This is a genomic window from Myroides sp. A21, from assembly GCF_000807225.1.
In the GTDB taxonomy this organism is placed as follows: domain Bacteria; phylum Bacteroidota; class Bacteroidia; order Flavobacteriales; family Flavobacteriaceae; genus Flavobacterium; species Flavobacterium odoratimimum.
In genome coordinates, this window is sequence record NZ_CP010327.1 from 1289720 (window position 1) to 1316216 (window position 26497).

At 35.3% G+C, this 26497-nt stretch carries 29 protein-coding genes; 17 read left to right on the forward strand and 12 right to left on the reverse strand.

All coding sequences use genetic code 11. The annotated features are described in order from the left end of the window. Nucleotides 1-6: 6 nt before the first annotated feature. From MYRA21_RS05945 to MYRA21_RS05955, 3 genes are read right to left on the reverse strand one after another with little or no spacing between them, the layout of a single operon-like run. Nucleotides 7-783 carry a heme ABC transporter ATP-binding protein gene (locus tag MYRA21_RS05945; RefSeq protein WP_006257883.1) on the reverse strand — a complete coding sequence of 259 codons (777 nt, stop codon included), beginning with the start codon at nt 781-783 and terminating at the stop codon, nt 7-9. Between the two features lie 2 nt (nt 784-785). After that, the gene (locus tag MYRA21_RS05950; protein ID WP_006257882.1) at nt 786-1817 is read right to left on the reverse strand and encodes an iron ABC transporter permease; all 1032 of its coding nucleotides are present in this window, start codon (nt 1815-1817) and stop codon (nt 786-788) included. Nucleotides 1818-1823: 6 nt separating this feature from the next. Continuing rightward, complete coding sequence (locus MYRA21_RS05955) at nt 1824-2681, reverse strand: hemin ABC transporter substrate-binding protein (protein ID WP_006257881.1); 858 nt, start codon at nt 2679-2681, stop codon at nt 1824-1826. A 188-nt stretch (nt 2682-2869) separates the two neighbouring features. On the opposite strand from MYRA21_RS05955, the gene MYRA21_RS05960 reads away from it, so the two are divergent. Genes MYRA21_RS05960 through MYRA21_RS05980 form a run of 5 tightly spaced genes read left to right on the forward strand, consistent with a single transcriptional unit; the run spans nt 2870 to nt 6291 of the window. Then, on the forward strand, nt 2870-4084 hold the full coding sequence (locus MYRA21_RS05960; RefSeq protein ID WP_006257880.1) for an aminotransferase class V-fold PLP-dependent enzyme: 1215 nt from the start codon (nt 2870-2872) through the stop codon (nt 4082-4084). 26 nt (nt 4085-4110) lie between these two features. After that, nucleotides 4111-4530 (forward strand): SufE family protein, encoded by a 420-nt coding sequence (locus MYRA21_RS05965; RefSeq protein ID WP_006257879.1) that lies wholly within the window; start codon nt 4111-4113, stop codon nt 4528-4530. Nucleotides 4531-4541: 11 nt separating this feature from the next. After that, entirely contained in the window at nt 4542-4862 is a 321-nt protein-coding gene (locus MYRA21_RS05970; protein WP_006257878.1) for an iron-sulfur cluster assembly protein, read from the forward strand. Nucleotides 4863-4864: 2 nt separating this feature from the next. Continuing rightward, the gene (locus tag MYRA21_RS05975; protein ID WP_006257877.1) at nt 4865-5380 is read left to right on the forward strand and encodes a DUF2480 family protein; all 516 of its coding nucleotides are present in this window, start codon (nt 4865-4867) and stop codon (nt 5378-5380) included. Between the two features lie 56 nt (nt 5381-5436). Further along, nucleotides 5437-6291 carry a DUF3078 domain-containing protein gene (locus MYRA21_RS05980; protein ID WP_006257876.1) on the forward strand — a complete coding sequence of 285 codons (855 nt, stop codon included), beginning with the start codon at nt 5437-5439 and terminating at the stop codon, nt 6289-6291. A 47-nt stretch (nt 6292-6338) separates the two neighbouring features. On the opposite strand, the gene asnA is transcribed toward MYRA21_RS05980, so the two are convergent. Further along, nucleotides 6339-7343, reverse strand: coding sequence for an aspartate--ammonia ligase (gene asnA, locus MYRA21_RS05985; protein WP_006257875.1), 1005 nt, complete (start codon nt 7341-7343; stop codon nt 6339-6341). Between the two features lie 262 nt (nt 7344-7605). After that, a complete protein-coding gene (gene hflX / locus MYRA21_RS05990; RefSeq protein WP_006257874.1) occupies nt 7606-8838 on the reverse strand; it encodes a GTPase HflX in 1233 nt (410 codons plus the stop codon). 238 nt (nt 8839-9076) lie between these two features. Here hflX and MYRA21_RS05995 point away from each other — a divergent pair, with 238 nt between their 5' ends. After that, on the forward strand, nt 9077-10444 hold the full coding sequence (locus tag MYRA21_RS05995; RefSeq protein WP_006257873.1) for a hypothetical protein: 1368 nt from the start codon (nt 9077-9079) through the stop codon (nt 10442-10444). A gap of 88 nt (nt 10445-10532) precedes the next feature. Here the strand turns inward: MYRA21_RS05995 and MYRA21_RS06000 are convergent, their stop codons facing one another. The 3 genes from MYRA21_RS06000 to MYRA21_RS06010 form a co-directional block, all read right to left on the reverse strand. Beyond that, nucleotides 10533-11321 carry a S1/P1 nuclease gene (locus tag MYRA21_RS06000; RefSeq protein ID WP_006257872.1) on the reverse strand — a complete coding sequence of 263 codons (789 nt, stop codon included), beginning with the start codon at nt 11319-11321 and terminating at the stop codon, nt 10533-10535. A gap of 4 nt (nt 11322-11325) precedes the next feature. Beyond that, complete coding sequence (locus MYRA21_RS06005) at nt 11326-11838, reverse strand: acyl-CoA thioesterase (RefSeq protein WP_006257871.1); 513 nt, start codon at nt 11836-11838, stop codon at nt 11326-11328. Nucleotides 11839-11918: 80 nt separating this feature from the next. After that, nucleotides 11919-12860, reverse strand: coding sequence for an SPOR domain-containing protein (locus tag MYRA21_RS06010; protein ID WP_006257870.1), 942 nt, complete (start codon nt 12858-12860; stop codon nt 11919-11921). 221 nt (nt 12861-13081) lie between these two features. On the opposite strand from MYRA21_RS06010, the gene dprA reads away from it, so the two are divergent. After that, nucleotides 13082-14167, forward strand: coding sequence for a DNA-processing protein DprA (gene dprA, locus MYRA21_RS06015; protein ID WP_006257869.1), 1086 nt, complete (start codon nt 13082-13084; stop codon nt 14165-14167). A gap of 69 nt (nt 14168-14236) precedes the next feature. Here dprA and trpS read toward each other — a convergent pair whose 3' ends face one another. After that, nucleotides 14237-15217 carry a tryptophan--tRNA ligase gene (trpS, locus tag MYRA21_RS06020; protein WP_006257868.1) on the reverse strand — a complete coding sequence of 327 codons (981 nt, stop codon included), beginning with the start codon at nt 15215-15217 and terminating at the stop codon, nt 14237-14239. Nucleotides 15218-15354: 137 nt separating this feature from the next. Between trpS and MYRA21_RS06025 the strand changes: the two genes are divergently transcribed. After that, nucleotides 15355-16116, forward strand: coding sequence for a 1-acyl-sn-glycerol-3-phosphate acyltransferase (locus tag MYRA21_RS06025; RefSeq protein WP_006257867.1), 762 nt, complete (start codon nt 15355-15357; stop codon nt 16114-16116). A gap of 63 nt (nt 16117-16179) precedes the next feature. Here the strand turns inward: MYRA21_RS06025 and MYRA21_RS06030 are convergent, their stop codons facing one another. Beyond that, nucleotides 16180-17061 carry a hypothetical protein gene (locus tag MYRA21_RS06030; protein WP_006257866.1) on the reverse strand — a complete coding sequence of 294 codons (882 nt, stop codon included), beginning with the start codon at nt 17059-17061 and terminating at the stop codon, nt 16180-16182. A gap of 414 nt (nt 17062-17475) precedes the next feature. Beyond that, nucleotides 17476-18480, reverse strand: coding sequence for a recombinase RecA (recA, locus tag MYRA21_RS06040; RefSeq protein ID WP_006257865.1), 1005 nt, complete (start codon nt 18478-18480; stop codon nt 17476-17478). A 574-nt stretch (nt 18481-19054) separates the two neighbouring features. Here recA and MYRA21_RS06045 point away from each other — a divergent pair. From MYRA21_RS06045 to MYRA21_RS06070, 6 genes are all read left to right on the forward strand, one after another. Then, on the forward strand, nt 19055-20119 hold the full coding sequence (locus MYRA21_RS06045) for a WG repeat-containing protein (RefSeq protein ID WP_006257864.1): 1065 nt from the start codon (nt 19055-19057) through the stop codon (nt 20117-20119). 67 nt (nt 20120-20186) lie between these two features. Next, nucleotides 20187-20765, forward strand: a complete 579-nt coding sequence (gene def / locus MYRA21_RS06050) for a peptide deformylase (protein WP_006257863.1) — start codon at nt 20187-20189, stop codon at nt 20763-20765. Nucleotides 20766-21046: 281 nt separating this feature from the next. Beyond that, the gene (locus tag MYRA21_RS06055) at nt 21047-21472 is read left to right on the forward strand and encodes a lipocalin family protein (protein ID WP_006257862.1); all 426 of its coding nucleotides are present in this window, start codon (nt 21047-21049) and stop codon (nt 21470-21472) included. Between the two features lie 25 nt (nt 21473-21497). After that, nucleotides 21498-21914, forward strand: coding sequence for a lipocalin family protein (locus MYRA21_RS06060; protein ID WP_006257861.1), 417 nt, complete (start codon nt 21498-21500; stop codon nt 21912-21914). Between the two features lie 79 nt (nt 21915-21993). Continuing rightward, complete coding sequence (locus tag MYRA21_RS06065; protein ID WP_225581452.1) at nt 21994-22374, forward strand: VOC family protein; 381 nt, start codon at nt 21994-21996, stop codon at nt 22372-22374. Nucleotides 22375-22455: 81 nt separating this feature from the next. Then, complete coding sequence (locus tag MYRA21_RS06070; protein WP_006257859.1) at nt 22456-22902, forward strand: DinB family protein; 447 nt, start codon at nt 22456-22458, stop codon at nt 22900-22902. Between the two features lie 63 nt (nt 22903-22965). Here MYRA21_RS06070 and MYRA21_RS06075 read toward each other — a convergent pair whose 3' ends face one another. Continuing rightward, nucleotides 22966-23295 carry a hypothetical protein gene (locus MYRA21_RS06075; protein WP_006257858.1) on the reverse strand — a complete coding sequence of 110 codons (330 nt, stop codon included), beginning with the start codon at nt 23293-23295 and terminating at the stop codon, nt 22966-22968. A 360-nt stretch (nt 23296-23655) separates the two neighbouring features. Here MYRA21_RS06075 and MYRA21_RS06080 point away from each other — a divergent pair, with 360 nt between their 5' ends. Genes MYRA21_RS06080 through MYRA21_RS06090 form a run of 3 tightly spaced genes read left to right on the forward strand, consistent with a single transcriptional unit; the run spans nt 23656 to nt 26497 of the window. After that, entirely contained in the window at nt 23656-25014 is a 1359-nt protein-coding gene (locus MYRA21_RS06080; protein ID WP_006257857.1) for a rhodanese-related sulfurtransferase, read from the forward strand. Nucleotides 25015-25025: 11 nt separating this feature from the next. After that, entirely contained in the window at nt 25026-26267 is a 1242-nt protein-coding gene (locus tag MYRA21_RS06085; protein WP_006257856.1) for a U32 family peptidase, read from the forward strand. Further along, nucleotides 26267-26497, forward strand: a complete 231-nt coding sequence (locus MYRA21_RS06090; RefSeq protein ID WP_006257855.1) for a ferredoxin — start codon at nt 26267-26269, stop codon at nt 26495-26497. Before MYRA21_RS06085 ends, MYRA21_RS06090 begins: the two co-directional genes overlap by 1 nt.

Here is a 26497-nt window from a genome sequence, read left to right on the forward strand (position 1 = left end):
TTGTTTTTAGATACCAAATATTATTAAAGGATTATTGCTAACAGGGTTTTTAGTTACTACACATGGGAAGTTATATACCTCAGAGATGATCTCTTGAGTTAATACTTCTGCAGGTGTGTCATAGATTACTTTTTTCCCTTTTTGTAGCAAGAGTATTTTATCAGCATACTGTGCTGCTAAATTTAGATCATGTATTACTACGATAGCTGTATTTCCTTTAGACGTAAATTCTTTAATGATATCCATGATACGATGCTGATGTAGTACATCTAGATTGTTCAATGGTTCGTCTAAGAATAACAGCTTATTCTCAACATTATTGTTTAACTGTGATAATACTCTAGCTAAGTGGACACGTTGTTTCTCTCCACCAGACAGATGATTATACTCTCTGTGCTGTAGTGGACAGATGTCGATACAGTCCATACTCTGCTGTACTGCAGTCTTGTCTTCTTCTGTAGGGATGTGGTCAAAGTAAGGATATCTACCCATCATCACTACGTCTTCTACGTTTAAGGGGATATCTCCATTGTGATGTTGTGAAAACTTAGCTTTGTGCTTTGGTAGTTCTTTCGTACACCATTTAGGGTATTCACATGATTTCAATAAAACCTTGTTTCCTTTTTCGTGTAATTCGTCAGCAAGTATACTTAAGAATGTAGACTTACCAGCTCCATTAGGACCTAATATCGCAATAAACTCACCTTCTTTACATTCGAAATCTATATCGTTGATGATATAATTTCCTTTTGCTAAATAGTTTATTTTAAAAGCTTCAATCATAATTAGAGTGATTTTTTAAACTTGATTAATATAGCAATAAATACTGGTGCTCCCATAATCGAAGTAAGAATACCTATCGGAATCTCTGAAGGCGGCACTAGTGTTCTGCTTATTGTATCTGCAACTAATAATAATATACTACCACATAGTGTAGACAGGGGTAGGATAAAGTAATAGTTCGATTTAAAAACAAGTCTAAGTATATATGGAACTATTAATCCTACGAATCCTATAGTTCCAGTGAATGCTACTATGGTACCTACCATAAGGGCAGATAATAGTACTATTTTTTTCTTTGTTTTCTCTACTGGTATTCCTAAGTGGGTAGCATCTCGTTCTCCTAGCATCATAGCATTTAAAGCTTTTCCCTTGTTGATTAACAAGGTTATAGATACTAGTATTACTACTGCAAGGATACTAACTTTAGTCCAAGTCGCTCCTGCTAAGCTACCTAAGGTCCAGAATGTCAGGTTTCTTAACTCTTCGTCGCTTGATAGATAAGTAAGCAAGCCTGTCGCAGCACCTGTTAGGGAAGTAATAGCTACTCCTGATAATAGTAAGACACTGATATTCGTCTTACCTGCTGTGGTGGACATTTTATACACAAAAGTCATCGTGATGATGGCTCCTATAAAGCTCATGATACTCAGTAGTGAGTAGTGTACAGCTTCTGGGATCAAGGATTTAATGTGAGATCCTAAAACAATAGTAACTGCTGCAAATAATACAGAGCCAGCTGTAATACCTATAAGGTCAGGTGAGGCAAGGGGATTCTTAAACATCCCTTGAAGTGTTGTTCCGGCAAGAGATAGTCCAGCGCCAGTTAAGATTGCCATTAGAACTCTGGGAAGTCGGACATCAAAAAATACATAATAGTCGCTTGGATTTACCTCTTGCTTAGTGAACAATATTTGGTATAAAGTCTGAAATGATCCAGACTCAAATTGATAAACTCCTATGAATATAGACGCAATGGCTATTACAATTAAGATAACAGATAATACTATTGCGTAAAAAGAGAGTTTGGTTTTCATTATAATTTATTCAGATAGTAATTGATTTAATTCTTTCGCTGCTTGACCTACTCTTGGACCGAATCCACTTAATAATAAGCCATCCATTGCAATTACTTTTTTGTTTTTACCAGCATTCGTTTTGTTGATACCGTCGATTTTTAATACTCCATCGATACCTCCCATACTTTGTAATCCTGTTGTGAACATTAGGATATAGTCTGGGTTACTGTTTAGTAATGATTCTGGTGTAAGAGGTTTGAAATCTTCAAATTCTGTTACAGCATTTTGTCCTCCTGCTAGACCTACTATATTGTTTACTGGTGTTTTGTCTCCTGCTACAAGAAGTGTTGCAGCTCCACGAGCATAGATGAACAATACCTTAGGTTTGTTTTCAAATGAAGGAAGATCTTGTAAATCTTGATCTATTTTGTCTAGAAGTGGTTGGTAGTTTTCATTGTTTAATGATTTAGCTACTGTTTTTATTAATGTTTTTGTTCCTTCTAAAGAGAACTCTTGTTTAATAACTTCTAAGCGTATTTTTGTTTTTTCTAATTGACTTTTAAAGTCATCATTAAGGTCTTTTTCTGTAGCATATATAATCGTTGGTTTTAACGCCATAATGCTTTCGATAGATATTTTAGAAGTATGTCCTAGATCTTGAGCTGTTGTTTTAATGTTCTCAGGATAAGTACTAGTTACATCTACTGCTATTATATTTTCTTTTTCTCCAAGAGCAACAAGTGTTTCTGTAATTGCTCCATTTAGAGAAATAATTCTTTCTTTTACTTGAGTCGTTTCAACTGGTGTAGACTCTTGTTCTTTTTTAGAATTACAGCTCATCATTGCTGTAACGATTAGGAATAAAGCTGTTAGTTTTTTCATTTGAGTTGTTTATTTGAAATAGTTCTAAATTATGGCAAAAATAGAATCTTTTTTACGCGTTACAAAACATATTTAGATTAATTTTAAATTAATATTTAGTAGGCTAAAGTATAGTTATCCTTATCTTTGCTTTTACATTTGCATACTAAAGAAGTATGACGAGTATTTTTAATTAAATGAAAAGTAATATGTTAGATATAAAGGAGGTACGTAAGAATTTTCCAATTCTTACTCAATCAGTAAATGGCAAGCCTTTAGTTTATTTTGACAACGCAGCTACTGCACAAAAGCCAAAAGTGGTAGAGGATGCAATTGTTAAATATTACGAAACTATCAATGCAAATATTCATAGAGGTGTGCATACACTAAGCCAATTGGCTACTGATGCGTATGAAGAAGCTCGTAAAAAAGTACAAGCTCATGTGAATGCTAAGCATGATTATGAAGTACTGTTTACTGCAGGGACTACGTTTGGAATAAACTTGGTGGCAAGTGGTTTTGGTAGTTTACTTAAGGAAGGTGATGAGGTGCTTATTTCAGCTATGGAGCACCATTCTAATATTGTGCCATGGCAGTTCGCTTGTGAACGTTCAGGAGCTACATTGAAAGTTATTCCAATGAATCAGGATGGTGATTTAATTATGGAAGAATTTGACAAGCTATTAAACTCTAATACAAAAGTAGTAGCTGTAACCCATATTTCTAATGCGCTTGGTACTATCAACCCAATTAAGGAAATTATAGCTAAAGCTCATCAAGTGGGAGCTGCTGTATTAATTGATGGTGCTCAAGCAACACCGCATATTAAACCTGATGTACAAGACCTTGATTGTGATTTCTATGTTTTTTCAGGACATAAGGTGTGTGGACCAACAGGTACTGGAGTTCTTTATGGAAAAGAAGAATGGTTAAACAAACTACCACCTTATCAAGGAGGAGGAGAGATGATCAAGACTGTTACTTTTGAAAAGACTACGTATGCATGTCTACCACATAAATTTGAAGCAGGTACGCCGAATATTGCTGGAGGGATTGTGTTAGGAGTTGCTTTAGATTATCTAAATGGAATAGGGTTTGATAAAATAGCAGCCTATGAACATGAACTTTTAGAGTATGGAACAAAACGTTTATCTGAAATAGAAGGACTTAAAATATACGGAACTGCTAAAGAGAAGACCTCTGTGATTTCTTTTAATCTAGAAGGTATTCATCCTTATGATGTTGGAGTTATCGTTGATAAACTTGGTGTAGCTGTGCGTACAGGGCATCATTGTACACAACCTATTATGGACTTTTTTGGCATTCCAGGTACGATTAGAGCTTCATTTGCTTTCTATAATACAAAAGAAGAGATCGATGTATTGGTAGAAGCAGTGAAGAAAGCACAAATGATGTTATCATAATAAGTAAATAAAGAAAATATAACGATATGACAATTAAAGAAATTCAAGAAGAGATAATTGACGATTTTTCAATGTTCGACGATTGGATGCAACGTTATGAATATATTATAGAATTAGGGAAAACCCTTCCGTTAATCGATCCTCAGTATCAAGTAGAAGAGAACTTGATTAAAGGATGTCAATCACAAGTGTGGTTGTATGCAGAATTACAAGATGGTAAGGTCGTTTTTACGGCAAATAGTGATGCTATTTTGACTAAAGGAATTATTGCTATTTTGATTCGAGTGTTTTCAGGACAGAGAACAGAAGATATTCTAAATGCAGATATGTCTTTTATTGACGAGATAGGTCTAAAAGAACATTTGTCTCCGACTAGAGCGAATGGATTAGTTTCAATGATCAAACAAATTAAAATGTATGCTTTAGCTTATCAAGCTAAACAATAAATTTATAGAATATGGAAGAAGTAGATGTACAACAATTAGGGGAGAATATAGTTAAGGTTCTTAAAACTATATATGACCCAGAGATTCCTGTAGATATATATGAGTTAGGATTGATTTATGATGTTTTTGTTAATGAAAATTACGACGTTAAGATTTTAATGACATTAACTTCACCTAACTGTCCTGTAGCAGAGACTTTACCAATGGAAGTAGAGGAGAAGGTAAGATCAATAGACAATGTAAAAAGTGTTGAGATTGAATTAACTTTTGAGCCATCTTGGACAAAAGATTTAATGAGTGAAGAGGCTAAATTAGAGTTAGGAATGCTTTAATTATGGAGGGAGAAATTGTAAATAAGGTTGCTAATAGCGCTCTTAAAGTTTTTGACTTAGAAGAGTTGTATCCTACGAATCCTCGTATGGATATAGATATAGCACAATGGTTATACGAAGGATTTGTTCTTAGAGAGAAAGAATTCAGAGCTTCATTAAAAGAAGTAGATTGGTCTATTTATGAGAATGCCTATGTAGGACTTTTCTGTTCTACAGACGCTATTCTTCCAGGATGGGCATATATGCTTTTGACCAGTCATCTTCAACCAGTTGCGAAACGTATATTTTTAGGTGATAGAGCACATTTGGAAAAATCTATTTATCAGGAATTATTATTTTCTTTAGATTATTCTCAATATGCAGATTTACCAGTAATTATTAAAGGTTGTTCAAAGAAAGAAATCCCAGAGGAGGCGTATGTTTTAGCAACACAATTAATGATGAATCATGCACGTTCAGTGATGTTTGGAGAAGCATGTTCTGCAGTACCTGTGTATAAACGTACAATTAAAAAGTAGTTCATTCTTTGCTATTTTAACTTATTGTTATTATTTTTGATTAAAATTTTAACAATATGAAGAGACTTTTATTAGGAGTGTGCGCTTTCTTAGCAGTGTATTCAGCTCAGGCTCAGGAAACTGAGGCTAATACAGCAACAGAAGCTGTTAGCCCATGGACAAGAACGGGTAATTTTACTTTTTTACTTAACCAATCTAGCTTCTCAAATTGGCAAGCAGGTGGAGATAATAACGTATCTGGAAGTTTTAAAGTGAATTACGATTTCAATTACAAACAAGGTGATTGGAACTGGGATAATAAAATAATTGCTAGTTATGGTCTTACTAAGTTAAAAGGGCAAGATCAGAAAAAAACGGATGATAGATTAGAGTTTAACTCTTTACTAGGTAAAAAAGCTCAAGGTAATTGGTTCTATTCTGCATTCTTGAATTTCAAGACTCAGATGGATCGAGGGATAGATAAAGATGGAGTATACAACTCACACTTTATGTCTCCAGCTTACTTACAAGTAGGACCTGGTATGTTGTGGAAAAAGAGTGATAATTTGAAAGTGAATATAGCACCAGCTACTTCGCGTTTCATTTTTGTTCATGACCACTTTACAGAGTTTGGTGATGCTTTTGGTGTTGAAAAAGGTAAATCAATGAAATACCAACTGGGGATGTCTGTTAATGGATACTACAAATTCGACATTATGGAGAATGTATCTGTTGAGAATATCTTAAACTTATATTCTAACTATCTGAAAAAACCAGAGAATGTGGTAATTGATTATCAGTTGAATGTAGTGATGAAGATTAATAAATATCTTTCTACAAACTTTACATTCCAAACAATCTATGATGACTTAGCTTATAAAGGCTTCCAAGTTAGAGAAATGGTTGGAGTAGGAGTAAACTACAACTTCTAAGAGAATATATATAAAGAAAAGGTTGGCATCTGCCAACCTTTTCTTTATTATAATAGGTTAATCCCTTTTAGTTCAGCTTCTTTTCTTACTTGTTCTGGCCAGATACTCGCTTGTACTTCTCCAATATGCTTTTTGCGTAATAAAAACATACAAATTCTCGACTGACCAAGACCTCCACCTATACAAAGAGGTAACTTGTCCTCAAGTAATAAGCTGTGATATAACAATGATTTTTTATCTAAAGCTCCTGCTAACTCTAATTGATGTTCTAAAGCTTCTTTGTCTACTCTAATTCCCATAGAAGATAGTTCTAATGATTTACCATGAACAGGGTTCCAAACTAGTAAATCTCCATTTAGTCCTTTATAACCATCTTCTGTAGGAGTAGTCCAATCATCATAGTCAGCAGATCGGCTATCATGCGGAATGCCATTAGATAGCTTTCCTCCAATTCCTATAATAAAAATAGCTCCATATTCTTTCGCTATTGCATGTTCTCTTTCTTTTGGAGCAAGAGTAGGGTATAGTTGTAAAAGTTGCTCAGAATGGATAAAAGACAGTTTTTTAGGTAGGATAGGTTCTATTCCTAGTTCTTCATATATTCTGTGTTCTGTGTCTAGCAATGTTTGATAGATCGAACGTACTATATTTTTCAAATAACTTAATGTTCTATCTGCTTTTTCAATACGTAACTCCCAGTCCCATTGATCTACATAGATAGAGTGTATAGGACTACTATCTTCGTCAGGACGAAGAGCTTTCATATCTGTTAGAATTCCCTCATGAGCATCTAACTCTAGCTCTTGTAGTCTTATTCTTTTCCATTTTGCTAATGAGTGAACTACTACACCGCGATTGTTATTTAGAAATTTTACAGGGAATGACACTGGACGCTCTATACCGTTTAAATCATCATTAATACCTGTGCCTTCATTTACGATCATAGGTGATGATATAGGGTATAGGTTAAGTGCGTCACATAGTCCTTTAGAGAATTGTTCTTTGACTAATGCAATGGATTTTTCTGTTTGTAAAATTTCTTTTTTGCTCATGATTTTTTGTTTTTGAATTTGTTTTAAAATAAAAAAGGCTCCTCAGAGAGGAGCCTTTAAACGGATAATGAAATAATATATAATTAACTTAAATCAATGCCAATAGGATTCCTCTTCGAGTCGTAGAAACGATTCAAATTATTATTAGAGAAATTATTGTTCATTGATAAATACATATAATCAGCTTTTTAGCAATACTGTAAAAATAGAAAAAATATTATTATCTAATCTTCTTTTACTAATTAATTTATAAACAAATATTTTATTCTTCTTCTGAAGATTCAATTAAATGGTCATAATCTGGGAATAAAAAGTTGTTGTAAGGGAAACGTGTAATGTGGATTTCACGTACTGCTTCGTAAACTTTCTTTCTAAACTCTTCAAAGTTTTCTTTGTTTGTTGCTGAGATAAAAATAGCATTGTTTTCACCTACTTTATTCATCCAAGTCTTCTTCCATTCTTCTATTGAATAGTGTTTAGAAGTGCGTTCTGTCATTAGATCGTCTTCTTCGATTCTCTCAGGTTGATAAGCATCTATTTTGTTAAATATCATAATAGTAGGCTTGTCATTACTCTTGATATCTTTAAGGATCTCATTTACAGATTCGATGTGATCTACGAAGTCATGATGAGAAATATCTACCACGTGTAATAATAGATCTGCTTCTCTTACTTCATCTAAGGTACTTTTAAATGACTCGACTAACTGAGTAGGTAGTTTACGAATAAACCCTACAGTATCTGACAATAAGAATGGCAAGTTACCAATTACGATTTTACGTACAGTAGTATCTAGCGTTGCAAACAACTTATTCTCTACGAATACTTCACTTTTACCTACAGCATTCATTAGTGTAGACTTACCCACGTTAGTATATCCTACTAAGGCTACTCGTACCATTGCTCCACGGTTTCCTCTTTGAGAAGCCATTTGCTTATCGATTACCTTTAATTTATCTCTTAAAAGGGTAATACGGTCACGTACGATACGTCTATCTGTTTCTATCTCTGTCTCTCCAGGACCTCTCATTCCGATACCTCCACGTTGTCTTTCTAAGTGCGTCCACATACCAGATAGTCTAGGTAATAAATACTGGAATTGTGCTAGCTCTACTTGAGTTCTTGCATACGAAGTTTGTGCTCTTTGCGCAAAGATGTCTAGGATTAGGTTAGTACGATCTAGTACTTTACAGTCTAGCTCCCTAGAAATATTCTTTTGTTGAGCAGGCGATAGTTCATCATCGAATATCACGGTATGAATATCGTTCTCTACAATATAATTATGAATTTCTTGCATCTTCCCAGTACCAACAAAGGTCTTAGGGTTCGGCTTGTCCATTTTCTGTGTAAAACGCTTATATACTTGTCCTCCTGCAGTAAATGTCAAAAACTCTAATTCGTCTAAATACTCATTTAGCTTTGATTCATCTTGATCTTGTGTAATGATTCCAACGATTACAGAACGTTCAAAATTTATTTCTTCTCTATCAATCATATAAACTATATTATAGTGCAAAATTACTAAAATTGTAAGACTAAATAAGTAGATACTTTAAAATACTGTCTTTTAATTTGTTATCACTACCCTTAAAACGTGGAATATTATGAAAACATTTACTCTTTTTATGAAATCAAATAACTTTTACTCTTTGTTTTTCAGTATCTTGCTATAGATTGTTATGGTACATTTTTTGCCATTATAGAAGAAGTGATAACATTTTATACTTTTTGAAATGAAAACAATACAATATATATTTTTAGTTATTTTTTCTCTTACTGAGGCTTTAAGTTTTGGTCAGAGAGCTGTCGTAACAGCTAATAACTATGACATTAGCGATAATCTAGACCTTCAGGCTGTAGCTTCTATATTTGGAGAGTCTAAGGATTTAGCTGACTTTGAATTTAGATTGAATGACCCTAACTTGAGAATCAATAACCTCGATTTGAATAGAGATGGTTATGTAGATTATCTACGAGTTGTGGAATTAGTGGAAGGAAGAACACACCTTATTGTCATTCAGGCAGTATTAGGCAAGGATCTTTTCCAAGATGTTGCAACTATTGAAGTAGAAAAAGATACTAGAGAAAATGTAGTATTAATGCAAGTAGTAGGGAACTCTTATCTGTATGGACCTAACTATATTTATGAGCCTGTTTATTTAAGTAGACCTCCCATGTTTACTTTATTCTGGACGAATAATTATAGAGCTTATCACTCATCGTGGGGTTGGGGATATTATCCTGACTATTACTACCATTATTCTCCTTATAGTACAGACAGATATATGAGTCATGTACACATTCAGATTAATCATTATAATAATTATTATTATTCTAGTAATAGATATAGTACACGTGCACAAAGAATGTATTATGATGTAGCTCAGAACTCTTATGAAAGCCAGAATCCAAATCAATCCTTTAGAACTAGATATGGAGAAGATAGTTTCTACAATAGAAAAGATCTAACAGATACAAGAGGTAGTTCTAACTCACGTAGTGAATACTCAGTGGACAGTAACCAAAATCCAAATTATAGAAGATCTGCTTATACGGATAATAGTAGCACATCTAGTAATGGAAGTGGTAACTCTCGTTCTAGTTACAGCAGAGGAGGTAGTTCTACAGATACTAATGGTTCTGGTTCATATAGCAGAGGAGAGGCGATAGCGAATAGTGGAAGCAGCAACTCTCGTTCTAGCTACAGCAGAGGTAGTAGTTCTACAGATAATACTAGTTCAGGTTCTTATAATAGAGGAGAGGCGATATCGAATACAGGAAGTAGCAATTCTCGTTCTAGCTACAGTAGAGGTAACTCTTCTAATAATACGAACTCATCGTCTAATAATTCATCTTATTCTAGATCTAGCTATAGTAGAGGAAGTTCATCTTATCCAAGTAACTCATCTTCAAGATCTAGTTATAGTAGAGGCAGCTCTTCTTATCCGAGTAGTTCTAGTAACAGTAGCTACAGTCGCTCGTCTAGTAGCTCTTACCCTAGTAGTAGCTATAGCCGTTCATCTTCTGGAAGTAGCTCATCAGGCTACAGTAGAGGAGGAAGCAGTAGTTCATCATCGTCTAGATCTAGTTATAGTCGATAATTAAAAGAGTAAATAAGCTAATTTTAGCAATAAATAAGAAAAGGCGAAGTATCATTACTTCGCCTTTTTTATATGCTTTAGAATTGTCTTATTTAAAGATGTCATTTAAGATTTTAGCTAATCTTAATCCCCCTTTTAGTAATTGACTTTCTACGTTGTCTTTGTGATCAAAGTGGTATCTGTAGCTTAGAGATTCTTCAGGCTCTACACTAGCGTATAGTTTATTAGCCATCGTATACGAATCATAAATCCAATCTTCTAATGTACCAGAAGTGATTTTTTGATTGTAGTTAGCACCGTGTACATCTAGTACGGTAGCATACTCTGTGTAGCTGTATTTATCGAAGTCAACTAGAGCAGAGTCCCATAGACTGTGTAAGTTAGTTGCTTTTCTAAACCATTCTATTTTTACTCTATTTCCTCCTAGATCCTCTGGTCTACCGATGTGTAGTGGTTGATGAGCATCACCGATGATATGGATTAAAAAGTACAGATTCTCTTGTTTTTTAGCTAACGGAAGATTCTTGTCTTTTAACTCTTCGATAAGGATAAGAGCTCTTTTGTATAAGTTCTCATCTGTAGAGTTAGCTAGTTCTTTATCGAATGCTTGTCTATCTAGATCACCTGGCATATTGATATAGTGCCAGCTATCTGCGAACTTCCAAGAAGGATCCGACTTTAAGAAGTCTGGCCAGTTAGCCCAATACGCTAATTGTTGGTTACCAATGATTTCTTTTAATTGTTTTTTAGCTTTTTTGCTTAAGTTTCTTTCTGCTAATTCAGCTACTACTCTGTGACCAGTAGTACCCCAAGCAAATACATTAGCTGTCTGTAATGCAAAGAATGCAACTACAAATAGGGATAATAATTTCTTCATAATATTATTCGTTAAATAGAGCTATAAGTTCTGTAGCGTCACTCGGTTTCATCTTTCCTGCGATAACTAGACTTAACTGCTTACGTCTTAAGGCTCCGATGTATCTTTCTTTCTCTAAATCTGTTTCAGGGATTAGCTCAGGGATAGCTACAGGATGACCTGTATCATCTACAGCTACGAATGTATAGATAGCTTCATTTGCTTTTTTCTTTATTCCTGATTCTCTGTCTTCGATCCATACATCTAAGTATACTTCCATAGACGAGTTAAATGAGCGTGATATTTTAGCCTCCACAGTTACTACACTTCCTAGAGGAATAGGTCTGTTAAAAGCGACGTGGTTCACTGATGCAGTAACGCATACTCTGCGCGAGTGTCTTCTAGCAGCGATACCAGCAGCTCTATCCATACGAGCTAATAATTCTCCACCGAACATATTATTAAGTGGGTTAGTCTCTCCTGGTAGAACTAAGTCTGTCATTAAAGTAGCTGATTCAGATACTAATTTTGCTTCCATTGTTATTATTTTCGACAAATATAGGCACATTAAATAAAAATCCCGAACCTTTTCAGATTCGGGATATATGTTTTAACTATTTATTGTACTAAAATCCAAGCATCAATATTGATAGTATTATGTATTTTTCTCATTTCTCGTTGAGCCTCTTGTTGGGTCGTATAGCTACCATAAGAGACAGGATACACTCCATACTTCGTACGAGATAGTGCTTTTGCGCCTTCATACCCTTTTTTCTGTAGTTTCTTAGCCTCGGATAGCGAAGTTTGTTCTGATCTAAAAGCACATGCGATAACGTGATAAGGGGTACTTACAGTCTCTTCTAAGACTACCTCTTCTTCTTTTACAGGAATAGAGATAGTAGTAGCAGTAGGCTCTATGATGAATGTAGCTTGTTGAATTTTATTCTCCACTCTACTTTGAACATTTTTACTTACAGTGTACGCTTCGTCATTTAAATACGCTTCATATCCTTTGTTTACAAAAACTCCAGCTGTACTTATAAATAAAGCTACTACAGCCGCATATTTAAAGAATGTGTACTTCTTATTCGTTTTAACAGTAGGCACAGTTACAGTTTCTGCAAGTGGGATGATAGGAGATCGCTCTATCGTCTTTGCTATTACTGTAGATAGACCAAAAGAGGTCATTAAGTAATTACTATTAGAAGCAGGTTCGAATACTAGATTGCCTTCAGAATTAGTTTGGAACATACCCACATTCAGTAATTCTAAACTACCGATATTGCGCAACTCTACTTCCCATCCTTTAATACTCTGATTGATTAAAAGAACAGCTTCATCATAAGAGATATTCTCTTCTACAGCGATATGATTAGCTAATAACCCATCGTTATGCTTAATATTCGCATTAAAAGAAAGACTCTTCTGAGGAGGGAAGAAACATTGTTTCTCCTCACTGTAGTATGATGACTTGATTTCTGTCAATAGAGCTCCAAAACCAGGAATGATTACACACTGGTATCGATAAAGCAAAGCTGATATGTATTTTTCGATCTTCATAAAGACAAAATTACATTAAACAATAACTAATCAAAAAAATATTCACTATTATTTTTAACCACTGATAACTTTTTTATATCTAGTAAGTTATATTACTAAAACAAATGAAAGAATATCGCGGGTTGACATGATGTTGGATAGGTTTTTGAGGCTGTGATGTGAAGATACAAATACTATAATTGATTACCAATTTATCTATGGAAGAAGAAAGGTTATTTTATATGTTGGCATTACAATCTACTGTGGGCGTAGGGCCGATAACAGCTAAGCGATTATTAGATTACTTTGGTTCTCCTAAAGAAGTCTTTTTAGCAAAAGAGAAGGATGTAATTGCTGTACATCGCATTGGTAATATGCTATGGCGCAATCTTCAAGATAGCAATGTCTTAAAAAGAGCAGAACAAGAGTTAAGAAATATCCAAAGGTATCACCTGTCTTGTTTTGATTATACAGATAGTTGTTACCCTTCCTTGTTGAAAGAGTGTGAGGATAGTCCCTTACTGTTGTTTAGTACAAGACCCAGTATCAGTTTAGACAATAGAAAGGTCATTAGCTTCATAGGTACTCGTAATCCAAGCAAAAGAGGTGTGGATATCTGTATGGAATTAATAAGTGATCTGAAGCCGTATAATCCTATTATTGTGAGTGGTCTAGCCTACGGAGTAGATATTACTGCACATGTTGCTGCTTTAGACAATGGTTTAGATACTTATGCTGTTCTTGGACATGGGTTGAATAGAGTTTATCCAGATGCTCATACAGCTGTAGCTAGGCGTATTGAAGAACAGGGTGGAGCTTGTCTATCTGAGTTTTGGGTAAGTAGTAAGGTAGATAGAGAGAACTTTATTCAGCGCAACCGCATTGTAGCTGGGATGTCTCAAGCGACTATCGTTGTAGAAAGTGCTATTAAGGGGGGCTCTATGTCTACGGTGAATTTTGCTAATGATTATAACAGAGACGTATTTGCAGTTCCTGGGAGAGTTGGTGATATTATGAGTGCAGGTTGCAATCATCTGATTCAAAAGAATAAAGCTCAATTATTAACTTCTGCTAAGGAGATTGTAGAAACTTTAAACTGGGATGCTCAAGCTAAAGCGCCTAAAGTTATTCAACCCCAATTGTTTCTTGATCTCAATCCTGAAGAACAATTGATTGTAGATTTTTTGAGTAAACACGAACGTGAGTTACTAGATATTATAGCACTCAGTTGTTCCCTTCCGATTTATAAGGTAAGTAGTATCCTGCTTAATTTAGAAATGCTTGGTGTAGTAAGACCATTGCCAGGTAAGTATTTTGAACTCCTATAGTGATGATAAATAAATAAGCCTTACACTGAGGTAAGGCTTATAAGATATCTAAAGAAAGGTTATAGAAGACTATTTAGCACTTCCGTAACCTAGTTTCTCTCTTACTTTATTTAAAGTTCCTGTAGCGATTACAGACGCTTTTTCTGCACCAATACCTAGTAGACGATCTACTTCTTCTAAGTTATTGATATAGTACTCGTATTTCTCACGAATATCTTTAAACTTCTCAACGATAAGTTCGAAAAGCTCTTGTTTTGCATGTCCATAACCATAGTTACCTCCTAAGTATTTAGCTCTCATCGCTTCTACTTGTTCTGGAGTAGCTAATAGTTTATAGATCGTGAATACATTACAAGTATCAGGATTCTTAGGATCTTCTAGAGGAGTACTATCTGTCTCGATGCCCATTACTTCTTTTCTCAATACCTTATCTGTTTGGAATATATTGATGGTATTGTGTCTAGACTTAGACATTTTGTTTCCATCTGTACCAGGCACTACCATTACTTCCTCTTGTATTTTCACCTCTGGTAATACAAAAGTTTCTCCCATCTGATGATTGAAACGAGATGCTACATCACGTGTGATCTCTAAGTGTTGCATTTGGTCTTTTCCTACAGGTACGAATTCTGCATCGTATAGTAAGATATCCGCAGCCATCAGCATTGGGTAAGTAAATAACCCTGCATTAACATCAGATAAAACATCTGCCTTATCTTTAAACGAATGAGCTAATGTTAGACGTTGGTATGGAAAGAAGCAACTTAAGTACCAAGTAAGCTCAGTTGTTTGCGGTACATCTGACTGGCGGTAAAAAGTTACATGATTAACGTCTACACCACAAGCAAGCCAAGTAGCCGCAACACTATAGGTATTTTCTTGTAAAGTTTTAGCGTCTTTAATTTGCGTTGCAGAGTGCAAGTTCGCAATAAAAATAAAAGACTCATTCTCTTTTTTGTTTGCCATTTCTACTGCTGGTAGAATAGCTCCTAAAAGATTCCCTAAGTGTGGAGTTCCTGTACTTTGAACTCCTGTTAGAATTTTAGCCATTGCGTGATATTAATTATTTAAAAAGCAAAGATAAGTGAATTGAAGTTTATTTGCCTTGTTTTTACTAGCTAATGTGGTTATATGGCGATAGAATTGTTTATTTTTGAAGTTAGTAAAAGATAGAATTTGTAATACAAATGATGAAAAGTATAGGTGCGTTTTTCAGTTCACTTTGGCGACTGTGGTTTTATATCTGGATGGTAATTGTTATTTTACTATTATCTCCTTTTTTATTGATAACGATTGGATCAGAGAAGACATATCCTCAGTTTTTTAAAGTAGCTCGTATCTGGGCTATTCTCGTATTCTACGGAATAGGGATGAGGTATAAGATAGAAGAGGAGACTCCGTTAGAGAAAGGGAAGAGCTATATGTTTATTGCTAATCATACTTCGATGTTAGACATTATGATGATGCTTATCCTTGTAAAGGACAATCCTTTTGTCTTTGTAGGTAAGAAAGAATTATCGAGTATTCCAGTGTTTGGGTTCTTTTATAAACGTGCTTGTATTCTAGTAGATAGAAAGGATGCAAGAAGTAAGAAGCAGGTATTCGACAGCGCACAAGAGCGTTTAAGTAGAGGGCTGAGCATCTGCATTTTTCCAGAAGGAGGCGTGACAGATGATAGAACGATCATACTAGACAGCTTTAAGGATGGGGCTTTTCGGCTTGCTATAGATCATCAGATACCGATAGCTCCTTTAGCGTTTGGTAGGTTGAGACATTATTTCCCTTTTGTATGGGGGATAGGGCACCCAGGAGTGGTACCAGTCAAGATATTCCCTTGTATAGAAACGAAAGGGCTGACCTTAGAGAATAAAAAAGAAGTAAGAGATATGGCTTTTAATCTATTATATGATCCTGTGCTAGAATGGGAGAAGGAATATAAAGCGAAATAATGCAAAAAGCGGTGAGACAACGAAGATCTCACCGCTTTTTTAGTTATAGTGTGGTTTATGGATTCACAGTTGTATAATACCTGCTCCTGAAATTCTACCACTAGCATGAACGAAGTCATTCATAGATTGGTTTTGTTCAGTAGACAGTTTACTGTAATTAATATCAAGTTTAGAACGGCTCATTGATAAATCAAATAGTTCTTTTTGAATCTCTTTTTGACGGCCTGCATCAGTTGAAGTTTTAAACTCTTCTACTAGTGCCATCTCTTGTTTATAAGAAGCAATCACATCTTCTTGCGGCACGTCTGGTAGCTTTAGTTCTAATGCATTAGGCTCTGTAATCGTACACGCTCCTCCCGCAACCATGTTCTGTTGGTGAAAACCTTTGCTCTCTGCAGGTAAATCTTCATCGTAGAAAGCTATGAACTCTGCTTTAGTAAAGAATTTATTGTAGAAGTTACCTACAGCATTCTTATTATGCGTAATCTGTTCTTCAGGATATTCTTCACCTAAGAAGTAAGTACACCTATATAAGTTATTATCTATAAATAGAGCGTTAGTCGATTTGATATTATCTTCATAAAGTACATCATCAATAACAACTTCTCTCGCAGTAGAACCAAATTTGTCAAAGTTTCCTTCTGTAGCATATACCATAGAGAAGATATAGTGTGGTTCTAAAGTTGGGTTGATGATACCACCAGAGTTTTGTTTGAATACATTGAACTTGTTTTTTTGTCCATTGTAGTCTAATTCGTGCACACCATTATCTAGTTTTAATACCTCAAAGGTATTTGGGGCTAGGGTATATTTTTGATTATCTAGTGATACTGTAATCTCTTTATCAGTTGGGTTAGATAGATAAAAATCATGTCTTTTAAACGGATCGTCGCAGCTAATAAAGGTCATAATTGTTAGCAATAGTGCTAATAATCGTAATTTCATATTATTGATTTGTGTTTTATTGAACTACAAAATTAAGTGATTCTCCTTTTAGTGCCTAGTGTTAATGGATTATTATATAAAAGGCGTTGGTATTGTTGAGATACTTTTTTTGTACTATTTAACGTTATTATGTATTGATTAATAGATGTATGGCTTTAGATAGACAGCATAAGAAAATTGTGTTGAGAGGAATATTTAGTAGTTTACCTATGCTATTAGGCCTTTCTGTTTTGTTTATCATTGCAGAAGGTAAAGGAGTTTTTCTAATTCCTTGTAAAACTCTATGTTATTGGTTTTATGTATATAGCAGTATTGACGTTATGATATGCTGCACTAGCAGGATTTATAGGTTGATATATAAAAAAATCCCTCACAATACTATTGTAAGGGATTCATATTTAAGGATAGAAACAATTAAGCTTCTTTATTTTTGATTTCGTCCTTGATTAATTGTTCAAGTTCTTCCATTAGTTCAGGGTTGTCTTTAATCACTGATTTCACAGCATCACGACCTTGTCCTAATTTAGTATCACCGTAGCTAAACCAAGATCCGCTTTTCTTCACGATTTCATAGTCTACAGCCATATCCAGTACTTCACCTACTTTAGAGATACCTTCACCATACATGATATCAAACTCAGCTGTACGGAAAGGAGGTGCTACTTTATTCTTCACGATTTTTACTTTCGTTCTGTTACCGATCACATTCTCACCATCTTTAATCTGAGTAGACTTACGAATATCTAGACGTACAGAAGCGTAGAACTTCAATGCGTTACCTCCTGTAGTAGTCTCAGGGTTACCGAACATTACACCGATTTTATCACGCAACTGGTTAATGAAGAATACAGTACAGTTAGTCTTGCTAATAGTAGAAGTTAACTTTCTCAATGCTTGAGACATTAAACGAGCGTGTAATCCCATTTTAGAATCTCCCATCTCTCCTTCGATTTCACTCTTAGGAGTTAAGGCAGCAACAGAGTCAATTACTACTAAGTCAATAGCTCCAGAACGAATTAAGTTCTCAGCGATCTCTAATGCTTGCTCACCATTGTCTGGTTGAGATATAATTAAGTTGTCGATGTCTACACCTAGTTTTTGTGCATAGAAACGGTCAAAAGCATGCTCCGCATCAATGAATGCTGCGATACCACCTGCTTTTTGTGCTTCTGCGATAGCGTGTAAAGTTAAAGTCGTCTTACCTGATGATTCTGGACCGTATATCTCTATAATTCTTCCTCTAGGGAACCCTCCTACACCTAATGCAAGGTCAATACCTAGTGATCCTGAAGAAATAACTTCTACCTCTTCTACAGCAGTATCTCCCAACTTCATTACTGTTCCTTTACCATAAGTTTTGTCTAACTTATCAAGTGTAAGTTGTAACGCTTTTAATTTTGCTTCTTTATCTGCACTCATTTTTTATAAAAATTAGATTCTTACTGATGTAAAAGTAATATAAATTAATTACAGTCCAAGAGAGTAGTATCATTATGCTATGAATTATAGCAGGTGAGCACGATCTCTTTGCTATGATATAATTTATAGCAATGTGTTGTTTTTAACCTCGTCCTTGTGATAGTATGATGTAGGAGAAATAATCCTAAAAATAAGGGTTTGAATTTTAGGAGAATGTACCCTAAGATAAGGTTTAGACAATGGGTGATGAGATTTAGACGTTGTTTTAAGTGATAAGGGAATGATCAGTATTTGATAGGCTAGTGATAGGCTATTTTATGCACTTTTAAGCCGACCAAATGCCCATCACTAGCCGACCATAAGCCGACCACCTCAATTGTGATTGGAAAAATAAGACATGATGGCTTCGTTCTTTTAGGAGATAGTATGTGAGTTTAAGTGTGTGGTGTTGCATTTGTAGTAGGGCTTATTTATAGAACGGTTTTGATTTTAGCGTATGGAGAAGTGATGGGGTCTATACTATTTTAGAATTATGTATTTTTAGCACTTAATTTTAGCGTTATTAGGATAATATATGTATCAGGTAAAAAAGTGTTTTAAAGTATTGCTGTTCAATCTGGTAGTGTTGTTTTCATGCTCTAGTTGTGATGGTTTATTCGGAGATAGATTAGTAATAAGTAATGTAATAGAAGGTACAGAAGACGTTATATTGATTCCTTCTCAAGATAAGGATGGAAAGTGGGGATATGTAGATGAGGATAAGAATTGGGTGATAGAACCTCAGTATGCCGACGCTTGGATGTTTAGTAGAGGTATGGCTGTAGCGAGTGTAAGTGATGGTGAGTATGGTATTATAAACACAGTAGGAGAGTGGATGGTAGAACCAAAGTATCTAATCATCACCACTCATGTAGATAGACGGGGGGCGAAATATTTTATGACACAAAAAGACCATAAGACTACGATATATGATGAGGGAGGCCATAAGATTACTTCTACTCTGGAGATGATTATCGAGTCTGATACTATTTTTGAGAATGACCGTTATCGATTAGTTGGTAGTAATAATCACTATGGGTTTATTAACCCAAAAGGAGAGTGGGTTATAGAGCCTCAGTATTCTTTTGGGACACAATTTTCTGAGGGATTAGCTAGTATGAGTCTAGACGATAACAGACGTGTTATTATCAATGATAAAGGAGATGTTCTCAAGCATTTCTCTGAAGAAATTGGTTATGTCGGAATCTTTAGAAATGGTTTAGCCCCTATACGTAATAGAGATGCTTATGGTTATGTAAATAAGACAGGAGAGGTAGTTATCGACTATAAATATGTAGATGCAAGTGATTTTAAAGATGGAATTGCTTTCGTACGAGAGGATGATTCTAATACTTTTCATTGTATTAATACTTCGGGAGAGACGTTGTTCAGTAAGGAGTGTGACTTTATACTATCAGTAGGTCATGTACTAGTGTATACCACTGTGATGGCAAAGACGGGAATCCTGAATAAAAAAGGTGATATCGTATTACCAATAGCCTACGATGTAATCTTCGAGATAGAACAAGAGCATTATGTAAAGGTGCGTCAAGATGATAAATACTTCTATATAGACTTACGTAATGGTAAGTGTTATTAAATTATTTAAGGTTAGTTTTTTGTGTAGGAAGTAACTTATCCCGACTTTTGTAACAAATAGAAACACAATGAAATTACCAATATTAGCATACGGAAATAAAACATTAAAGGTAGACTGTGATGCGATAGATAGCAGTTCTGAAGACCTAAATAAGCTGATCGATAATATGTGGGAGACTATGGAGAACGCTTATGGATGCGGGCTAGCAGCTCCTCAGATAGGAGAGACTAAACAGCTATTCGTAGTAGATAGTATCGTGATGTATGAGAATGCAGAAGAGGATGAGCGCAAAGCTAATTTCGCAGAGGGAGATACAGGGATGCGCGAGACATTTATCAATGCACGTATTATCGGTAAATCTGACGAGACATGGGATGAGGTAGAAGGATGTCTAAGTATTCCTGATATTTTTAAGCGAGTTACGCGTCCATGGTCTATCACGATAGAGTACCTAGATAGAGATTTTAAACCTCATACTAAGACGTTCCACGGTACTACAGCGCGTATTATACAACATGAGTATGATCATACGAGAGGGGTGTTATTTACAGATCGATTAAGCTCATTGACTAAAAAGTTGATAGGTACAAAGCTTAATAAAATTATGAATGGTAAGGTATTTACTGATTATAAAATGAAACCATAAGGAATACAAAAGTCGCTATAAAAGCGACTTTTTTGTTTTCGGTATATGGGGTTGGGATAGCGTGATTTAGAAGAAGTATATATCATGATGAATCTTTCTGAGTATGTGGACAGAATAGGTCTGTTCCATTTTTAACTAAAAAACGATTTTTATAAGAAAAGTTTATTTGTAATTAATTGTTTTACTTGTTGTTATGAGCTTGGTTAAATTATTCTTAATTTTATTTTTTCACACTTCTCTATCCTACTTTTGATCCAACAAAAACAAAGATTTATATCGCTATGAAATTAACAAAAATGACTTTAGCTATTGCATTAGTAGCTATTACTTTCGCTTCTTGTAAACAACAAACTGAAGCTCCTGTAACTGAAGAAACAACAACTACTGAAGTAGTAGAAGAGACTACAGCGCCTGAGGCTGTGGACACTACAGTATTAGTTGCGTCTTGGACTCAACCAAACCCTATTAATGATAAAGAAGTACAAGGATTCGAATTAAAAGAGGACGGAACAGCTACTTCTATTAATATGGCTACACTTAAAACAAATAAGTGGTGGGTAGAAGGAGATAAATTGTTCTTAGAACAAGAGAGTATCGGTAATGGTACATCTAGTGTAGATACTGTGTCATACCAATTTGAGGTGGTTGATGGTAAAACATTAAACCTAGTGAATGGTGAGTCAAAAGAATCATTCACTAAAAAGTAATCTAATTTAGATTTTTTAAGTACAAATGAAACAAACAGTTCTTGCTTTAGCTTTTGTAGCTATCGCTTTCGCTTCTTGTAAACAACAGACAGAAGCTCCAGTAGTGGAAGAAACTACACCAACAGAAACAGTAGCTGAGTCTACTCCTGTCATTCTTGATATGAAACACTTGGTAGGTGCATGGACACAGCCAAATGGAGCAGATGCAAGTCTACTACAAGGATTCGAACTAAAAGAGGACGGGACAATGTCTTCTATCAAGGACAAGGCTAACGAATTCACTAAATGGAAGATGGTAGATAATACTGTTATCTTCGAAACAGCGATGGTAGGTACTGATTCTACTTCTGTGAAGTCTGCTACCTTTACGTATGAGATGACAGATCAGAATACATTAAAGCTTACTGCTAATGGTGTGACGGAAGTGTTCACTAAACAATAAGAACTACTATTATTTATATAAACAGAAGCTACCTCAAAAGGGTAGCTTTCGTTATTTTTGTAAGTATAATATAAAGGTAATGATGGAACATAAAGAACTTAATTTGTCAGTAGTAGAGCTAAAGTCGTTTATCCCGTGTAAGGACTTTGAGGTGTCTAAAGCGTTCTATACTGCTATTGGATTTAAGATAGTATGGCAGAGTGAAGAACTGTGCTTGCTTGATTGTGGAACGGAGAAGTTCTTTTTACAGAATTTTTATAATCAAGAGGCTGCAGAGAATCTAATGTTTCATTTGCAAGTAGAGAATGCAGATGATTGGTACACACATCTGCAAAACCTAGATCTTCAGTCAAAATATGCTATCCGACTGACGGCTGTAGAAGACAGAGCGTGGATGATGAGAGACTTTTTATTAATAGATCCATCTGGAGTGCTGTGGCGTATAGCACATAATATCTAATGCTGTCCAATGGACTTAGTATAATTATTAGCTACCTGTTGGGTGGCTTTTTCTATTTTTACTAGTCAGAAAAAGATAGATATGACGACAACAGACTTGAGTAAGCTACAATATTATATAGATGTGTTACCTGCTAGATTAGAGCAGTTTACAGAAGAAGAATTTTCTTATAAAGAAACAGAGGGTAAGTGGAGTAAAAAAGAGATACTAGGACATCTTATCGATAGTGCGACTAATAATCATCACCGTTTTGTTAGAGGTCAGTTTGAGGACAATCCTGTTGTTTCTTATGCACAGAATGAATGGGTAGAAGTGAGTGCTTATCAGCAAATGCAACAAGACACTGTGATTAGAACATGGAAGATGTATAATGCATTTCTCTTAGAGATAGTTTGTAATATTTCTGTTGAGGTTTTGAATACTAAAATGGCTAATGGTCATACGCTTGCCTTTTTAGTAGAAGATTATGTAAGTCATTTAGAACACCATTTAGGTCAGATATTCGATGATTTTGATTTTAAGGCATAGGGATAAACAAGAAGAGGTTGACCTATACAGTCAACCTCTTCTTGTTTAGATAATACATGTGTATTACTTAATAAAGCTAAGTGTCTTATCTGACCATTCACCGATAAGAGGTAATGGTTTTTTCTTTTCTCCTGCTGCATTAAGTATTCCCATAATCATATATAAAAGAATAATTAAGTATAACACTAGTGCTATCATGCCTGCAATGATTGGGAATATACCTGCTATTACTCGTATAACAAGTGATAAAACGAAGCTTAAGATTAATACACCAAATGATTGTCTTAGGTGGTATTTTAGTAAATCATTTGCTTTTTCTTTTCCTACAAAGAATGCTACTAACCATCCAATTAATGTGATGTATGATACGATTGATAAAGTTTTATTGTCCATTTTATGAGTTTTATTGGAAACAAATATCTGTATAATTGTCTCATATATTATTGTTTAGACTTGTCTATTTCGCAAAAATGGCTGTTTATGGGGATATTTAAGTAGTGTATTATCGCGTTCAATTCATAACAAAAGATAAATCTATAAGGTCAAGTATTCTTACAGAATACCTTTTGTAGAGGAGATGCTTAAAATAGAAGCTGAGGTTCTAAAAAAAGGATTGAATAATTTGATAGTTAACTATTTATGTAAATTTTATAAGGTTCAATTCTCATTTTTAAATCTAAATACTATCTTTGCACCGAAATTCTTCCATTTAGGATTTCAAACATATATAATCTACACTTAAAAGTATATAGCATGCAACTGTATAACACATTAAGCGCAGAGGAAAGAGCTGAACTTATCGAGCAAGCGGGAGAGAACCGTTTGACTTTATCTTTCTATGCGTACGCCAAAATAGAAAACCCACAACAATTTAGAGACGATTTATTCCTAGCTTGGGATGCATTAGACGCTTTAGGACGTATTTATGTAGCTCATGAGGGGATCAATGCTCAGATGTCTGTACCTGCATCTAAGTTTGATGCATTCAGAGAGACGTTAGAGCAGTATGACTTCATGAAAGGAATTCGTCTGAATGTAGCTGTAGAGCAAGATGACTTATCATTCTTAAAATTAACAGTAAAGGTTAGACACAAGATCGTAGCTGATGGTCTAAACGATGATACATTTGATGTTACGAATAAGGGAATTCACTTAAAGGCAAAAGAATTCAACGAATTATTAGAAGACCCTAACACGGTCGTAGTGGACTTTAGAAACCACTATGAGAGTGAAGTAGGGCACTTCGTAGGAGCGATCACTCCAGACGTGGACACATTCCGTGAATCACTGCCAATCATTAAAGACCAATTAGAAGACATCAAAGAGGAGAAAAACTTATTGATGTACTGTACAGGAGGTATCCGCTGTGAGAAAGCATCAGCTTACTTTAAACACAACGGGTTTAAGAATGTATACCAATTAGAAGGAGGTATTATTGAATACACTCGTCAGGTAAAGGCAGAAGGATTAGAGAGTAAGTTCATCGGAAAGAACTTCGTGTTTGACCACCGTCTAGGAGAGCGTATTACAGACGATATTATCTCTAACTGCCACCAGTGTGGTAAACCATGTGATACTCACGTAAACTGTGCTAACGAGGCATGTCACTTACTGTTCATTCAGTGTGATGAGTGTGCTGAGAAGATGCATGGATGCTGTTCTGATGAGTGTTTAGATATCATTCAGTTACCAGAAGATGAACAAAAACGCTTACGTCAAGGAGTACAAAAAGGAAACTTAGTATTCAAGAAAGGACGCTCAGAAGCATTAAAGTTCCAAGGAGAACGCAGTGCTACTGATGAGATCAAAGCAGTGAAGGTAAGTGCAGTAACACAAATCCGCAAGAAACAAGCAGAGCGAAAAGTTCTAATCGGGACAGCTCAACACTACTTTACTAAAGCTAGTGTAGGGCAGTTTATTGTTGACAAGGAGTTAAATGTTGGAGATAAAGTAGCTATTGTAGGACCTACTACAGGTGATGAGAGACTAACTATAGAGAAGATGATGGTAAATGGAGTGGAAGTTAGTACAGCTAATAATGGAGATAAGATGACTATGGAATTAGGTTTTCGTATTCGTAAAAACGACCAATTGTATAAAATAATAGATTAAGCATAAAGAATATGACAGTTTCAGGAAGAGTAGAGCTTATGGCTCCTGCAGGTAACTTCGAGTCTTTACAGGCCGCATTAGATAACGGTGCAGACTCAGTATATTTCGGAGTAGACCAGTTAAATATGCGTGCGCGTTCTACGGTGAACTTTTCTATTGATGATTTAGAAGAGATTGCGAGAAGATGTAAAGAGAAGAATGTACGTACTTATTTGACGTTAAACACTATCGTTTATGACCACGACTTATCAGTGGTGAAAACTTTATTGAATAAGGCAAAAGAGGCAGGGCTTACAGCAGTAATCGCATCTGATCAGGCAGTTATTGCATCTGCAAGAGCGATCGGGTTAGAAGTACATATCTCTACTCAACTAAATGTAACGAACATTGAGACTGTTAAGTTCTATAGCTTATTCGCTGATACTATCGTATTATCTCGTGAGCTAAGCTTGCGACAAGTAAAAAAGATCACAGAAGCTATCGAAAGAGAACAGGTGAAAGGGCCTTCTGGTAATTTGGTAGAGATAGAGATCTTCGGTCATGGAGCATTGTGTATGGCAGTATCAGGGAAGTGCTACTTAAGCCTTCACTCACATAACTCTTCTGCAAACAGAGGAGCATGCAAACAAAACTGTCGTAAAAAATACACGGTAATAGATCAAGAGAGTGGTTTTGAGATCGAGATAGACAATGAGTATATGATGTCTCCTAAGGACTTATGTACCTTAGATTTCTTAGATCAAGTGATCGATGCTGGTACTAAGGTACTGAAGATAGAGGGTAGAGGTAGAGCTCCTGAGTATGTAGCAACTGTGATTCGTACTTACCGTGAGGCTATTGATGCTATCGCTGATGGTACTTACTCTCAAGAGAAAGTAGCAGAATGGATGAAAGCTTTAGAAACGGTGTATAACCGTGGATTCTGGAGTGGATATTACTTAGGACAGAAATTGGGAGAGTGGAGTGATAACCCTGGTAGTAATGCAACTCAGAAAAAAGTGTATGTAGGTAAAGCTGCTCACTACTTCCAGAAAGCATCTATCGGAGAGTTTAAAATAGAAGCTTATGATATCAAGGTAGGAGATAAGATTCTTATCACAGGACCTAGTACGGGAGCACAAGAGTTAATCGTAGAAGAATTATTCGTCAATGAGCAGAAGGTAGAGAAAGCGACTAAAGGAGATGACTGTACTATCAAGATTCCGTTTAGAATTCGCTTATCTGATAAGCTGTATAAAATAGTAGAGGCATAATGGTCATAGTCACGCTACAACGAGATAAGTGTATCGGATGTAATTATTGTGTTGAGGTTGCTCCTCAGCAGTTTCAGATGTCTAAGAAAGATGGAAAGACTGTTTTGTTGAAATCTGTGAATAATAAAGGATTTCATACGCTTAAGTCACCAGATTATACTATTTTAGAGGCATGTGAACAAGCAGAGAAAGTTTGTCCAGTACATATCATTACCGTAAAAGATGTATAA

Bases quoted from the DNA above. Each gene is read 5' to 3' on its own strand.
- MYRA21_RS05945 (WP_006257883.1), bottom strand. From the start codon at position 783: ATGATTGAAGCTTTTAAAATAAACTATTTAGCAAAAGGAAATTATATC.
- MYRA21_RS05950 (WP_006257882.1), bottom strand. From the start codon at position 1,817: ATGAAAACCAAACTCTCTTTTTACGCAATAGTATTATCTGTTATCTTA.
- MYRA21_RS05955 (WP_006257881.1), bottom strand. From the start codon at position 2,681: ATGAAAAAACTAACAGCTTTATTCCTAATCGTTACAGCAATGATGAGC.
- MYRA21_RS05960 (WP_006257880.1), top strand. From the start codon at position 2,870: ATGTTAGATATAAAGGAGGTACGTAAGAATTTTCCAATTCTTACTCAA.
- MYRA21_RS05965 (WP_006257879.1), top strand. From the start codon at position 4,111: ATGACAATTAAAGAAATTCAAGAAGAGATAATTGACGATTTTTCAATG.
- MYRA21_RS05970 (WP_006257878.1), top strand. From the start codon at position 4,542: ATGGAAGAAGTAGATGTACAACAATTAGGGGAGAATATAGTTAAGGTT.
- MYRA21_RS05975 (WP_006257877.1), top strand. From the start codon at position 4,865: ATGGAGGGAGAAATTGTAAATAAGGTTGCTAATAGCGCTCTTAAAGTT.
- MYRA21_RS05980 (WP_006257876.1), top strand. From the start codon at position 5,437: ATGAAGAGACTTTTATTAGGAGTGTGCGCTTTCTTAGCAGTGTATTCA.
- asnA (WP_006257875.1), bottom strand. From the start codon at position 7,343: ATGAGCAAAAAAGAAATTTTACAAACAGAAAAATCCATTGCATTAGTC.
- hflX (WP_006257874.1), bottom strand. From the start codon at position 8,838: ATGATTGATAGAGAAGAAATAAATTTTGAACGTTCTGTAATCGTTGGA.
- MYRA21_RS05995 (WP_006257873.1), top strand. From the start codon at position 9,077: ATGAAAACAATACAATATATATTTTTAGTTATTTTTTCTCTTACTGAG.
- MYRA21_RS06000 (WP_006257872.1), bottom strand. From the start codon at position 11,321: ATGAAGAAATTATTATCCCTATTTGTAGTTGCATTCTTTGCATTACAG.
- MYRA21_RS06005 (WP_006257871.1), bottom strand. From the start codon at position 11,838: ATGGAAGCAAAATTAGTATCTGAATCAGCTACTTTAATGACAGACTTA.
- MYRA21_RS06010 (WP_006257870.1), bottom strand. From the start codon at position 12,860: ATGAAGATCGAAAAATACATATCAGCTTTGCTTTATCGATACCAGTGT.
- dprA (WP_006257869.1), top strand. From the start codon at position 13,082: ATGTTGGCATTACAATCTACTGTGGGCGTAGGGCCGATAACAGCTAAG.
- trpS (WP_006257868.1), bottom strand. From the start codon at position 15,217: ATGGCTAAAATTCTAACAGGAGTTCAAAGTACAGGAACTCCACACTTA.
- MYRA21_RS06025 (WP_006257867.1), top strand. From the start codon at position 15,355: ATGATGAAAAGTATAGGTGCGTTTTTCAGTTCACTTTGGCGACTGTGG.
- MYRA21_RS06030 (WP_006257866.1), bottom strand. From the start codon at position 17,061: ATGAAATTACGATTATTAGCACTATTGCTAACAATTATGACCTTTATT.
- recA (WP_006257865.1), bottom strand. From the start codon at position 18,480: ATGAGTGCAGATAAAGAAGCAAAATTAAAAGCGTTACAACTTACACTT.
- MYRA21_RS06045 (WP_006257864.1), top strand. From the start codon at position 19,055: ATGTATCAGGTAAAAAAGTGTTTTAAAGTATTGCTGTTCAATCTGGTA.
- def (WP_006257863.1), top strand. From the start codon at position 20,187: ATGAAATTACCAATATTAGCATACGGAAATAAAACATTAAAGGTAGAC.
- MYRA21_RS06055 (WP_006257862.1), top strand. From the start codon at position 21,047: ATGAAATTAACAAAAATGACTTTAGCTATTGCATTAGTAGCTATTACT.
- MYRA21_RS06060 (WP_006257861.1), top strand. From the start codon at position 21,498: ATGAAACAAACAGTTCTTGCTTTAGCTTTTGTAGCTATCGCTTTCGCT.
- MYRA21_RS06065 (WP_225581452.1), top strand. From the start codon at position 21,994: ATGATGGAACATAAAGAACTTAATTTGTCAGTAGTAGAGCTAAAGTCG.
- MYRA21_RS06070 (WP_006257859.1), top strand. From the start codon at position 22,456: ATGACGACAACAGACTTGAGTAAGCTACAATATTATATAGATGTGTTA.
- MYRA21_RS06075 (WP_006257858.1), bottom strand. From the start codon at position 23,295: ATGGACAATAAAACTTTATCAATCGTATCATACATCACATTAATTGGA.
- MYRA21_RS06080 (WP_006257857.1), top strand. From the start codon at position 23,656: ATGCAACTGTATAACACATTAAGCGCAGAGGAAAGAGCTGAACTTATC.
- MYRA21_RS06085 (WP_006257856.1), top strand. From the start codon at position 25,026: ATGACAGTTTCAGGAAGAGTAGAGCTTATGGCTCCTGCAGGTAACTTC.
- MYRA21_RS06090 (WP_006257855.1), top strand. From the start codon at position 26,267: ATGGTCATAGTCACGCTACAACGAGATAAGTGTATCGGATGTAATTAT.